This is a genomic window from Salegentibacter flavus (assembly GCF_900115145.1).
Taxonomy (GTDB): Bacteria; Bacteroidota; Bacteroidia; order Flavobacteriales; family Flavobacteriaceae; genus Salegentibacter; species Salegentibacter flavus.
Genome location: NZ_FOVL01000005.1, coordinates 71643 through 84903, shown reverse-complemented (window position 1 = coordinate 84903; position 13261 = coordinate 71643). Strand labels below are relative to the sequence as shown.

The following is a 13261-nucleotide window of genomic DNA, read 5'->3' as shown; positions in this document are numbered from 1 at the left end:
GTAGCAGTTAATTTAACCTATGTCGTTGTTATTAAAGATTAAAAACTCACCCAAACTTAAATTGGGTTTAATTATAATTGGAAGTTTAGTTGCACTCGGGATCCTGTTTTTTGCAAGTATTTATTTTGGTGCCTGGGGCAAACTTCCCTCTTCCAAAGAATTAAGCGAACTACAGCAAAGTCGTGCCACTCAGGTGCTTTCTTCGGAAGGCGAATTGATAGGAAAATTTTTTATTCATGACAGGCAGCCGGTAAAATATGAAGAATTTCCCCAGCATTTAATAGATGCTCTTATCGCTACTGAAGACGTTCGCTTCTATAATCATAGCGGGATTGATTCCCGAAGCCTCATGCGGGTGTTTTTTAAATCTATTTTACTTCAGGACGAATCTGCGGGAGGTGGCAGCACCATCACGCTTCAACTCGCCAAGAATATCTACGGAAGAAAGGATTATGGATTTCTGGGAATTGTAGTGAATAAATTTCAGGAGGTTGTGATCGCCAATAGACTGGAGAAAACGTATGATAAAGAAGATATCATCAGGCTATATTTTAATACCGTTCCGTTTAGTGATAATACTTTTGGGATTGAGAGTGCCTCGATGAAATTTTTCGGAAAACATACTTCAGAATTAAACGTAGAAGAATCAGCTGTCTTGGTGGGAATGCTTAAAGCTTCACATTATTACAATCCGCGCATCTTCCCTGAACGCAGCAAACAAAGACGAAACGTAGTGCTTTCACAAATGGAAAAGTATGGTTTCATTTCAGAAGAAAAAGAAAAAGAAGCCCAGGAAACAGAACTGGTCCTGAATTATAAAAATTACGGCCACGACAAGGGACTGGCCCCATATTTTAGAGAGCAGGTTCGCAAAGATGTTAGCAAGGTTCTGGATACGCTAAAAAATAAAGATGGGAAAAAATATAACATATACCGCGATGGACTCATTGTACATACCACATTAAATTATAGAATGCAGGAACTGGCCGAGGAATCGATGCAGGAACATATGGCAGCTTTACAGGAACAACACGAAAAGTCCTACGGGAAGGCGACACCCTGGAAACGTAATCCTAAGATCCTGGAAGACGCGATAAAGAGATCCAGGCCCTATAAAACCCTCGAAAATGAAGGTTTATCTGAAGAAGAAATTATGGCTGAGCTGGATAAAACTCAACCAATGGAACTTTTTGAATATAATGGCTCTATCACCAAAACTGCCAGCGTTAAAGACAGTATTGAGCATTATCTCAAGTTTTTAAATTCGGGGATGCTAGCGGTAGAACCCGGTACCGGAGCTGTTCAGGCCTGGGTGGGCGGCATTGACTACCGTTATTTTCAATACGATCACGTTTCACAAAGTAAGCGACAGGTAGGTTCCACTTTTAAGCCTATAGTATATTCGGCAGCCCTGGAAAACGGGATTGAGCCTTGCACCTACTTCTCTGCCCGGGAAGTAACTTATGAAGGCGGATGGACACCATCTAATTCCGGAAGTGATGAGGACGATCCTCATATGAATTATAATATGAAAGAAGCCCTGAGCCAGTCTATGAACACCATCGCCGTGAAGGTATTAATGGAGGCTGGGATTGGCAATGTCATCAATCAGGCCAGGAGAATGGGAATCGAGTCTGAAATTCCTTCGGTGCCTTCCATTGCTCTGGGTACGGCTTCAATGAGTTTGGCGGAACTTACTACTGCTTTCACCCCTTTTGTTAATGACGGGAATTATAGTGAGCCTTTTTATATCACCAAAATAGAAGATGGCAATGGAAACCTCTTAGCCGAATTTAAACCTACTAACGGCACTTCCCCTGCCCTCTCAGAAACCAACAGGCAGGTGATGGTAGAAATGATGAAAGCTACAGTTAATGAAGGCACGGCATACCGTCTAAGAAATACCTACGGACTAAGGAACGATATTGCTGGAAAAACCGGAACGACTCAAAACAATAAAGACGGATGGTTTGTTGGGATGACTCCAAACCTGGTAACCGTAACCTGGGTGGGAAGTGATGATCATCGAATTGGGTTCAGCAATACCTCTATAGGCCAGGGTGCAAATTCTGCCTTGCCGGTCTTCGGAAAGCTGATGCAAAAAATGAATGCAGAACCTCAGTTTAAAGAAGTGACCCAGGCGCGTTTCCCGGTTTCAGCTGAAGTGATCGAGATGATGGATTGCAAACCTGAAAAACGTGACGGTTTCTTTAAACGCTTGTTTGGCAAAAATGATCAGAACGATGAACGAAATAAACGCACCGAAAAACAGGAGGAAAAGAAAGAGAAGAAAGGATTCTTTAAAAGACTGTTTGGAGGGAAGAAAAACAATTAAAGGTTTAACGAGCCTAAGTCCCTTAAACCTTTAATTAATAAATCACCTTCAAACTTATGCAGGAATATCGTCTGATTTTTCCCGGTCCCAGAAACGATGTTTCCCTATCGCTTCAACAAAAGCCTTGGTATCAATAGATTTTCCATCGCTAAAAATAACACCATTTTCCTGAAGATTTTTCTTGTCAATTATCTTCCAATAATGTGTTTCTTCCAATAGTGTACTTTCTTTATCGGCAGCGATAGCTTTACAATGTTTATATCCTTCATTTAAGATATGAATAGCCTTAGGTTGCTTTTTTAAAGCCTGCTGACTTTTTCCGGCAGGTACATAAAAGGCGTCAAATACCACTGAAGCAGAAGTTCTGTAACTTTGATCTACAGGAATTGTTTTTCCATCGGCGGTTTTAACTTCCCCACTGTTGGGACCAAGAATTTTGACCATCGCTCCCTTCTTTTCCAAAGCTTTTTTCATCGTTTCAACCGATTTGCCATCAACTCCATCGGCGCATAAGAAAGCAACGTGACGGGTACTTATATTTCCAAACCCGGTATGCATCATGCTTAAAGCTTTATCGCTTTTTACAGATGGGTTGCTTTTTGTAGGTTCATAGCGATCTTTATTAAAATCGGCTGGCACTCCATGGTTGAATTGTTTCGGCGGTTTCGGTACTTTCACTCCAAGGTTATCCGCCACAGATTTGGCTAATTTCTTATCGACTTCATTCAAGGTTGCCAGCATACGCACTCTTATTTCCTTAACTTCAACCTTCCCAAGTTCAAAGCTAAAAGCATCTATAATATGTTGCTGTTCGACCGGAGTTTGGCTATTAAAAAATAAAGTTGCCTGGCTAAAATGATCACGGAAACTTGCACTGCGCTCCCTCACCTTTTTGGCGTCAATTTTCTCCGGGTAAGAATCAAAACCACCTTCGGCTATCTTAGCCTGAAACGGACAACCATTCGCCAGAGAGTTAGGCTGGTAACTTGTTTTTCCTTTATTGATCTCCTGTCTCATATGCCCGTCGCGCTGATTGTTGTGCATTGGCGCTATAGGACGATTTATAGGAATTTCATGAAAATTCGGACCTCCGAGGCGCTTCAGTTGAGTATCGGTATAGGAAAACAAACGACCTTGTAATAATGGATCATTGGTGAAATCTATTCCCGGAACTATATGCCCTGGGTGAAAAGCCACCTGCTCGGTCTCGGCAAAGAAATTATCGGGATTTCGGTTTAAGACCATTTTCCCAATTCGTTTTACGGGCACTAATTCTTCAGGTACAAGTTTGGTAGGATCAAGAATGTCAAAATCAAATTTATGCTCATCCTCTTCAGCAATTAACTGTACGCCAAATTCCCATTCCGGATATTCGCCATTCTCTATCGCCTCCCAAAGATCCCGTCTGTGAAAGTCGGAATCGTTTCCTGAAATTTTCTGTGCTTCGTCCCAGGTCACTCCGTGTGTTCCCAACAAGGGTTTCCAATGGAATTTAACGAAAGTAGATTCTCCTTTAGCATTCACAAACCTGAAGCTATGGATTCCAAAGCCCTCCATCATCCTAAGACTTCTTGGGATTGCTCTGTCGCTCATGGCCCACATTAACATATGGGTAGATTCCGGCATTAAAGAGACAAAATCCCAAAAAGTATCGTGTGCTGAAGCTGCTTGCGGAATTTCATTGTGAGGTTCTGGTTTTACCGCGTGGATCAGGTCAGGAAATTTGATGGCATCCTGAATAAAAAACACCGGAATGTTATTTCCTACCAAATCATAATTCCCTTCTTCCGTATAAAATTTTACGGCAAAACCACGAACATCACGAGCGAGATCGGTAGAGCCTTTAAAACCTGCCACGGTAGAAAATCGTACAAAAACCGGGGTTTTTCTGTTTGGATCCTGAAGAAATCCAGCTTTGGTATACTTCTCCATAGATTCATAAACCTGAAAATACCCGTGCGCAGCAGATCCCCTGGCGTGTACTATACGTTCCGGGATACGTTCATGATCAAAATGGGTGATCTTTTCACGTAAAATAAAATCTTCCAACAGGCTTGCCCCACGGTTCCCCGCCTTAAGGGAGTTTTGGTCGTCATTTATTCTAACCCCCTGGTTGGTTGTAAGAAATTGGTCAGTTCCGTATTCTCTATTTCGATCCAGATCCTGTGATTTTTTGTTGGGGTTTTCATTCTTTTTTTCTGATTTTTTCATAATTGTATATTTTAGATGGTTTCCATAAATTTCCTAAATAAAGTGTAGATCAGGAATTTGGCGCTGTTAAATAAATCCTATAATTGAACCTGAATATCAACAAGTTGAAATATTTTTTTCAACTTGTTATTCAGCTAAAATGAAGAAATGGAAGTAGATAAAACTCAGAAGTTAGGAAAGATAGATTACAAGGTTACCCGATGGATGTACAAATATGGCAAACCCTTGCTTAGGATTTCCATCGCTGTTGTTTTTATTTGGTTTGGGGCTCTAAAGGTAGTGTTTGACAGCCCCGCCCAGGAACTAATCGCGGCCACAGTATTCTGGTTTGATCCTGAAATATTCATCCCCATTCTTGGAATATGGGAGGTGCTAATAGGTTTGCTAATGCTTTTCAGAAAAACATTAAGAATAGCCGTGGTTTTACTATTTCTTCAAATCCCCGGAACATTCCTGCCTTTGGTGATTTTACCAGAATTAAGTTTTGAAGAATTTCCTTTTGTGCTCACAACCGAAGGACAATACATCATTAAAAATCTTGTAATAATCGCTGCAGCAATTGTGGCCGGAGGCTCAGTTAGGGAAAGAGAATTCGTAGAACAGGATTTAAAATCGGTGGATGCAGAAGAGGAATAAATAAAAAAGCCGGAAGAAAATCTTTCCGGCTCAATCTTATATTTTTTACAGCATTAAAACTCTTTATTGATAGCCAATCTTAGTTTTCGTGAATAATCTTCTTCCAGCCAGTCCCTGTAGTTTTGAGTGCTCTTACTTATGCAGTAAGAATACTGTTTAATCCTAGACGATATGTCATCTTTCAACTCCTTTATAAGCAGTCTGGCGTCGAATACATCTTCGCTGTTCTCGACACACATTTTCACGTGTTGCTCCATAGACCATTCCAGGACGGCTTTGGACCTAAGTCCCTGTTTAATTACTTTATCATAGGCAGCTTCCACATCAAAGCCTACATCTTCAGTTTTGGCGAATTTCTCTCTTATTTCCGGAGGCATTTCATATTTGAACTCTCTTTCGATCTCCTCATCACTAAGCAGATTTTCAAAATAGAAATCGGGAGCTCTGAATATTTGTCGCCAGTCTACCGGGGCACTCCATTCCCCAAAACGGGAAAGATTATTCCCCAAGTCTAAAACTGAAAATTCAGATTTGCCGGGTAGGATTCTTGAGCCCCTACCAATCATTTGAAAATACAGCGTAAGCGATTTTGTGGCTCTGTTTAAAATAATAGTTTCTACGGTAGGTTCATCAAAACCAGTAGTTAAGATACTTACCGAAGTAACAATGGCTCCGGGAGTATGTTTAAACCATTTTAGAATGTCTTTACGGTCCTGTTTCCCGGTGGTGTTATCCAGGTGACGTATAGGAAGTCCCGCGTTTTTAAAAGTCTCATAAACTTCAATAGAAGTATTGATACCGTTATTGAAGATCAGGGTTTTCTTACCTCTGGATTTATCGTAATAAGCATTCAGGAGCTTCTCCTGCATGCTGTAATTTGTATAAAGTTCTTCAGAAGATTTTACCGTGTAATCCCCGTTCATTCCCACCTTTAAACTGGTTAAACCAACATTATAACTGTAGGTATTTGCTTTGGCAAGAAAGCCTTTATCAATAAGAGAGGCAATTGAATCCCCTACGATTAGTTCCCGGTAATTATCCTTCATTGGTAATTTGATATTGGAGCTTAATGGAGTCGCTGTCACCCCAAGAATAAAACATTTTTCAAAAAATTTGAATAGTTTTCTGAAGGAATTGTAATGGGCCTCATCGATAATAACCATCCCGATATCCTCTATCTCGAGCTTCTCATCATTTAGGCGGTTATTAAGCGTTTCTACCATCGCGACAAAACACATATAATCTTCCTGATCGGGTAGCTCCTTTACCTTACTATTAATTATCTTATTACGCACTCCAAAGTCGGTAAGCATTGTTGAGGTTTGCTTACACAATTCAATTCGGTGGGTAAGAATCAATACCTTCTTTTGGGTACGCTGAATGTATTCCCTCACCATTTGGGAAAAAATCACGGTCTTTCCTCCGCCGGTAGGTAACTGATAAAGCAAATTATAATGTTCAGGGTGTTCATCGATTACCTTGAAGATTTTTTTAATGTCTTCCTGCTGGTAATCATATAATTGCTTATCTACTCTTTTGTCTTCAATTCCGAATGTTTCAACCTCCATAGTATCTTTTAATAACTCCAATTTTGCAAAAATAGCTGATTTCTTAAGTTTAGGAAAATATTTATGTAGGAAATAAAAAATTGAATTTTCCTTTTTTATATTTTTATAGAAATATCTTCGTTCACCTCAAATTGAAAATTCCTCACTCCCCCCTTGTTTTCTGAAATCACATAAACATAAAATCTATTTTATGATAGGGGAAAATTATATAGATTTATTAAGGGAAAATATATTATTCAAAGACTTGGAGGAAGAAAAACTACAGGGTTTTTTAACTTCATTTCAGGAAGAGGTATGGCCTAAAAACACCTGTAATATCACCAAAACACCAACCCTCTTCAAGTTTTACATAATCGCGGAAGGACGGGTTAAAATTTACCGGGTAGATCCCGAAAGTGCCAGAGAACTCACTTTGTTTCTTCTAAAAAAAAATGATGTATTCGATATATTATGCCTTCTTGAAAACTGTGAACACAGAGTTTTTTATGAAACCTTAGATGAAGCTACCCTTCTATCTGTTCCCATTGAAACTATGCGGGAATGGATTGTGAAATTTCCCCAGATCAATAAATCGCTTTTGCCATATTTGGGCAGACAAATCCGTATTCTCGAGGAGTACACTTCAAACGTTGTGCTGGCAGATATTTCCAGTCGGCTGGCTAGATTAATATTGACAAATATTAACAAGAAGTCAAACAAACTCGAACTGATTAATGATCTTTCCAATGACGAACTGGCTAATCTTATTGGTTCTACACGTGCTGTGGTGAACAGGCATCTGCAGCAATTTAAAAAAGATGGTATTCTAAAAATTAGTCGGAAAAAAGTTGAAATCAAAAACCTGGAATTACTTTTAAAGCAAGCCGAAAAAAATCACTCTTCCGGTTAAATACAACAAGCGTTAAATATTATATAATATTGATTTAGTGCTACTTACGTAGTATTTCTTCTTTTACACCTGCGATATCTTTACATGAATCTAAAAAATATACTGTCATGAAAAAGTTAATTTTCAGCATAGTATTTATGGGGATTGTATTCTCCAGCTATGCACAAAAAGTCATCCGTTTGGATGAAGTAACAATGGAGCTAAGCTCCGAAGCACTCAAATTGGATCCCGATTCACATGCATTAACTGTGAGTATTCCAGAGAAATACACCGGGCACTTTAATGAAAGCCCTCTAAGGTTTGTACGTGAAAATTTTGATATTCAAAAATTTATCGCTGCCAACCGAGACTCCGATTATGATATTTACGAAGTGTCCTTTAAGACCAACAAAGGAGACCTAAAGGTAAAATTTAATGAACAAGGTGAGCTTTTAACCAGTCACCAGGTTTTTAAAAATGTAAAAATGCCTTATGAGACAACAGTAAGTATACTAAAACAAAATCCAAATTACTCGATTGTAGGAAATAAGCATATTGCGTCTTCCAGGAATAGTTGGGTTTTGGATAAGGAGTTCTATAAAATTAAACTTAGAAACGGGTCTAAAAGCAAAAATATCAAGGTGAACCTGGATAAATCAGGAATGGGTAAAATCGCAGCAATGTAGTTTTAGTTTTTCAGAAGAGAACACGGCCTTTGGTTAGGCCGTGTTTTTTATACGTCAAAAAGATCAGATGATAAATAGCGATCTCCACGATCACAAATTATACTTACCACCAAGCCACTTTCTAATTCTTCACATAAGCGAACTGCCGCTGCAGCCGCTCCACCACTACTCATCCCAGCAAAAATACCTTCCTGGCGGGCAAGTTTTATAGTTGTTAATTTTGCCTCCTCTTCACTAACTTCCAGAATACGATCTACTTTCTCTTTTTTAAATATTTTAGGGAGATATTCTTCTTTCCATTTCCGAATTCCCGGAATCCTGGATTCATCGGTAGGTTGCACCCCAACAATTTGAATATCCTTATTCTTTTCTTTTAAATAGGTTGAAGTTCCCATAATGGTACCAGTGGTCCCCATTGATGAAACAAAATGAGTTATCTTATGATGGGTGTCGTTCCAGATTTCCGGACCCGTACTGTTATAATGGGCTTTCCAGTTATCGTCATTTGCGAATTGATTGAACATATAATGATCCCCATCTTTTAGCTTGGCTTCGGCATAATCACGGGCTCCCTCAATACCTCCTTCAGCATCTGTTAAAGTTACGGTCGCTCCATAGGCTCTCATCGTTTGCACCCGTTCTACAGTGGAATTCTCTGGCATTACAAGTTCTAAATTCAGATGAAAAATACCCGCGATCATTGCAAGGGCTATTCCTGTATTTCCACTTGTAGGTTCAATTAACCTGGTATCCTTGTTAATTTCACCTCTCTCCAAGGCGCTTTTGATCATATTGTAAGCAGCCCGATCCTTCACACTTCCGCCAGGATTCTGGCTCTCAAGCTTAAAATAAAGCTGAACATTGGGGTTTTTAACTAATCTATTGGCTTTTACCAGGGGAGTATTTCCTATTAGATTTAATATAGAATCATTCATATTATTCCATGCTGTTTTTAATGTTAATCTGCGGATTATGGGTGACTATAGAATTCTCCGGAACCGATTTTGTTAACCACACATTCCCCCCAATCATACTATTCGCCCCAACTACCGTCTCTCCTCCTAGAATGGTGGCATTAGCGTAAATGGTCACATTATTTTCAATGGTAGGATGTCTTTTGGTATCCCTCAAATTCCTGTCTACATAAAGAGCTCCAAGAGTGACTCCCTGATAAATCTTTACATTGTTTTTTATTACGGCTGTCTCCCCTATCACAACTCCTGTTGCGTGGTCTATAAAGAAGGGAACTCCAATTTCAGCACCGGGGTTAATATCTGTTCCGGTTAGGGTGTGTGCACACTCGGTCATTAATCTTGGGACCAGCGGGAAGCCAATCTTATAAAATTCATGGCTTAACCGGTAGATGGCAATGGCAAAGAATCCAGGGTAAGATAGATATACCTCTTCAACAGAATTTGCAGCGGGGTCATTTTGGGATATAGCACTGGCATCCTTATTCAATTTTGTTAAGATTTCCGGAAGAAGTCTCAGGTAACCACACCAAATCTCGTGACAGGATTTATTCGGTTGCCAGCATACGAGTTCAGCCAATTCAGAAAAATCCTTTTCCAGTTGCTCAATATTATCCTCCACCCGGGTATCTGCATCAAAAAGGGTGTAAAAGAGCTTATCGACGAAAGCTTCGGTTTTTTCCTTAATACATAACTTTAAGTTGGGAAGTCGCTTTTGCTTCTGAATATCGGCAATTACCTTTTTTTCTATCATTTAAATAATAATTGATTGTTAAGCACTATTTCAAAAGTAATCAATAGAAAAACAAATTTTCTTGATTTTTCCTTAAATACTTAAAAGAGCCCGGAAGGGGTTTTGAAAATGCTGGAAATAATAATAAACTTTGAATTATAGATTTTACCTTTGACGGACTAACTTTAATTAAACTGGATTTGAAGGAGTTTTACTATTTCGCAAAAGAACATTTTAAAAAAGTAAGTTTTGGTTGGTTATTAACCTTTCTTTCCAGTTTTGGACAAACCTTTCTCATTTCCCTTTATGTTCCGGAAATTATCAGAGACTTCAGGTTAACCGAAGGTTCATTCGGAGCCATTTATGCCGGATGCACCGTGGCGGCTTCCATAATAATGCTCACTGTAGGACATACTGTAGACCATAAACCGGCCAAAAAAGTTACCGCATACACGGTTCTGGGCCTTGCTCTATCGGCAATTCTTTTAGGTTTTTCCTTCAACATCTTTCTACTCTTTATAGCATTAATGGGATTAAGGCTAATGGGACAAGGATTGCTAAGTCATATTAGTATGACAATAATTTCGAAATATTTCGATAAGAACCGTGGTAAGGCCTTGAGCATTTCCTCTCTTGGCTATTCAATTGGAGAAGGCATCTTTCCGCTAATTATCGCGTTATTGATTTCCTGGTTCGACTGGCGCATAGCTACCATTGCAAGTGGAATAGGCTTATTGCTTTATCTTATCAGGTTGCGTTTTACCGATCTAAGTGAATTCGACAAACAGCTTTCTACGCAAAAAAGACCATCAACCTGGACCCTGCTTAAAGATTATAAAAGCGTGGTTTTTGAAAAGAGATTTGGCATAATGATGCCTGCGAGTTTTATTCTGAGTTTTTCTATTACCGCGATCTTTTTCTACCAATATGTTTTTGTTGAAAATAAAGGTTGGTCGGTGCAATTGTACGCCAGCTTCTTTACCGTTTACGCAATCACCAGACTACTGTTTTCTATTTTCGGCGGAATGTGGGTTGATAAATTCACCGCCAGAAAAATGTTTCGCTGGTTTTTAATTCCCATAATAATTGGCCTTATACCCTTCGCGTTTATGGAAAGTATAATGGGTGCATTTATTTTTCTCATACTTGCGGGAATAACGGTTGGTATGTCTGGCACCGTGCAAACTTCCCTTATTGCTGAAATGTACGGAACAGAGAGAATGGGAGCTATAAGGAGTGTCTTCACAATGTTTATGGTTATTAGTACCGCCCTGGGCCCTCTTCTGGTAGGGTTCCTTTTGGATTTAAATATAGACTTCAGCTATATTATGCTGATGATTATCGGCATAATGACTTTAGTGGCGTTTAATAATCAGCGGATTAAAACAATTAGCGTATAAGACTGAAATGTCCTTTTTGCACCGGGAAATTCTCAATCTTTATTTCATACCAGTAATCGGTTGACGGAAGCTCACGACCATCCAGTCTTCCGTCCCAACTGAAGTTTTGGCCATTTCCCGATTTTAGCAACTTCCCATATCGGTCGTAAATACGTATCCTTGACTTGCTAAAAAACTCAAGGCCTTTTACTCTAAAACTATCATTGTAGCCATCACCATTTGGGGTGATGAACTTCGGAAATACAAGATGAGGGAAGTCCTGCGAAATAGTTTCACAGCCCGCCTTATCTCTCATATAAACAGTATAAACCCCACCCGATAAATTAAATTCATTGGATTCCTGAAAAATATTTCCGTCAATGGAATATTCAAATTCGCCATTTACCATAGGTTTAATAATAAGCTTTCTTTCATCTGAAATTATATCTTCTATACCTACTAAATCTACTGCCGTAACTTCAATATTCTTTATAGCCGAACACCCATTGGAATTAATAAGGTCCACCCTGTAATTTCCAGGCGTATTAACACTTATCTTCCTGGTAGTCTCCCCTGTACTCCAATTATAAAGCGAAACATCAACCCCGGCATCAAGTTCCAGTTCTCCCTGCTCACAGATCTGAAGCTTTTCATCCTCTGCTAACGGCACCTCATAAATTTCCAATTCTACGGGAGTACGTTTGCTGGCAGCGCACTCAAAACCGGGTTTAACCGCTTCAGCATAATAGATTCCCCCATCTTCCGGAGTGAAATTTTCTGAGTTTTCAAGCAAAAGGTCTGCACCGATTTCTGATGCATACCAATTCACAGTTTCATCATCCTCGATTTCCACGCTAAGCGAGGGGATTTCTTCGTTACTACAAATTGTTTTATCTCCGTTACTAACCGGAGCTTTAGGGGTTTCAACTATATTTATTAAGAATGGTTCAGAAACTGTACTGCACAAATTATTAGCGAGATTCACCGGATCTTCGGCTACCTTTACCCGGTAATATCGAGAGCTGCTGAGCTGCGGTGTTGTGTATTCATCACTGATTTCACCGGGAATATCGTCCCAGTCGTCATTATTCGTACTTTCCTGCCATTGAAAATAATGGTCGTCATAGGCTGAAAAATCCGGAGTTGCAGTAAGATCAAGACTGATAGGTGCATTTTCTTCACATAGGTTTAATTCTGAAGCATCTACCATGGGGGTAGAGATTTCAGTCAAATCACCACAAGACCTGAAAATAATATCGTCTATGGCCAGGTCATTTCCGCAGCCACCATCAGAATTATTATACATCCTTAAAATAACCGAAGCCTGTCCCGGTTCACTCTTAAAGGTAAGGGCATATTCTTCCCATTGGGGAGAATTCTTAGTTTGAATATCACCTGTACTTCCTTCAGCGAGTATTTCTGTATCTGTTTGATCCCAAATCTGGAACTTTACATTTATCGGGATGTGTCCACCCTCACATATACTGGTGGGGCTCAAAATATTCATAAGAAAGGCAGAAAATTCATAGCTGGTGTTTTCACACAGGCCGGAAACCCGGTATTCATAAAACTGGCCTGCAGTAATACTGGCATTTACAATAAGCGCATTCCCATTTGAAATTGTAGTGTTTGGCAGGTAAGTAAACCAACCACCTATTTCCGTTCCAATTTCATCAGATACGGTATACTCACCATCATTGGGGTCGTGACCATCTACAAAAGTATAAGTGGTAGTGTTTGGTGGCAAAGGTCCACCCCCGTTGAAGGTTTCATGAAAAATGGGATCTCCCTTGCTGCCCTCACAAAATCCTAATTGAGAAAAAGCCTGAGAAGTGGTTATAAATAAGGCAAAAAGAAACAGATATTTCATTCGC

At 39.5% G+C, this 13261-nt stretch carries 10 protein-coding genes; 5 read left to right on the top strand and 5 right to left on the bottom strand.

What is annotated here, in order from left to right:
• The first annotated feature begins 19 nt into the window (after nt 1–19).
• Nucleotides 20–2335 (top strand): penicillin-binding protein 1A, encoded by a 2316-nt coding sequence (locus BM266_RS05725; RefSeq protein ID WP_245760390.1) that lies wholly within the window; start codon nt 20–22, stop codon nt 2333–2335.
• 54 nt (nt 2336–2389) lie between these two features.
• Here the strand turns inward: BM266_RS05725 and katE are convergent, their stop codons facing one another.
• Nucleotides 2390–4546, bottom strand: a complete 2157-nt coding sequence (gene katE / locus BM266_RS05720) for a catalase HPII (protein ID WP_093407018.1) — start codon at nt 4544–4546, stop codon at nt 2390–2392.
• A gap of 147 nt (nt 4547–4693) precedes the next feature.
• Here katE and BM266_RS05715 point away from each other — a divergent pair, with 147 nt between their 5' ends.
• A complete protein-coding gene (locus tag BM266_RS05715; RefSeq protein WP_093407015.1) occupies nt 4694–5182 on the top strand; it encodes a hypothetical protein in 489 nt (162 codons plus the stop codon).
• A gap of 53 nt (nt 5183–5235) precedes the next feature.
• Here BM266_RS05715 and BM266_RS05710 read toward each other — a convergent pair whose 3' ends face one another.
• The gene (locus BM266_RS05710; protein WP_093407012.1) at nt 5236–6750 is read right to left on the bottom strand and encodes a DEAD/DEAH box helicase; all 1515 of its coding nucleotides are present in this window, start codon (nt 6748–6750) and stop codon (nt 5236–5238) included.
• Nucleotides 6751–6940: 190 nt separating this feature from the next.
• On the opposite strand from BM266_RS05710, the gene BM266_RS05705 reads away from it, so the two are divergent.
• Together BM266_RS05705 and BM266_RS05700 are read left to right on the top strand one after the other, a co-directional pair.
• The gene (locus BM266_RS05705; protein ID WP_093407010.1) at nt 6941–7639 is read left to right on the top strand and encodes a Crp/Fnr family transcriptional regulator; all 699 of its coding nucleotides are present in this window, start codon (nt 6941–6943) and stop codon (nt 7637–7639) included.
• 107 nt (nt 7640–7746) lie between these two features.
• A complete protein-coding gene (locus tag BM266_RS05700) occupies nt 7747–8304 on the top strand; it encodes a hypothetical protein (RefSeq protein ID WP_093407007.1) in 558 nt (185 codons plus the stop codon).
• Nucleotides 8305–8351: 47 nt separating this feature from the next.
• Here the strand turns inward: BM266_RS05700 and cysM are convergent, their stop codons facing one another.
• The gene (cysM, locus tag BM266_RS05695) at nt 8352–9239 is read right to left on the bottom strand and encodes a cysteine synthase CysM (protein ID WP_093407005.1); all 888 of its coding nucleotides are present in this window, start codon (nt 9237–9239) and stop codon (nt 8352–8354) included.
• Nucleotide 9240: 1 nt separating this feature from the next.
• Entirely contained in the window at nt 9241–10029 is a 789-nt protein-coding gene (gene epsC, locus BM266_RS05690) for a serine O-acetyltransferase EpsC (protein WP_093407002.1), read from the bottom strand.
• Between the two features lie 179 nt (nt 10030–10208).
• On the opposite strand from epsC, the gene BM266_RS05685 reads away from it, so the two are divergent.
• Nucleotides 10209–11408, top strand: coding sequence for an MFS transporter (locus tag BM266_RS05685; protein WP_093407000.1), 1200 nt, complete (start codon nt 10209–10211; stop codon nt 11406–11408).
• Here BM266_RS05685 and BM266_RS05680 read toward each other — a convergent pair.
• Nucleotides 11398–13257 (bottom strand): T9SS type B sorting domain-containing protein, encoded by a 1860-nt coding sequence (locus BM266_RS05680; protein ID WP_093406997.1) that lies wholly within the window; start codon nt 13255–13257, stop codon nt 11398–11400. The genes BM266_RS05685 and BM266_RS05680 overlap by 11 nt on opposite strands.
• Between the last annotated feature and the right edge of the window lie 4 nt (nt 13258–13261).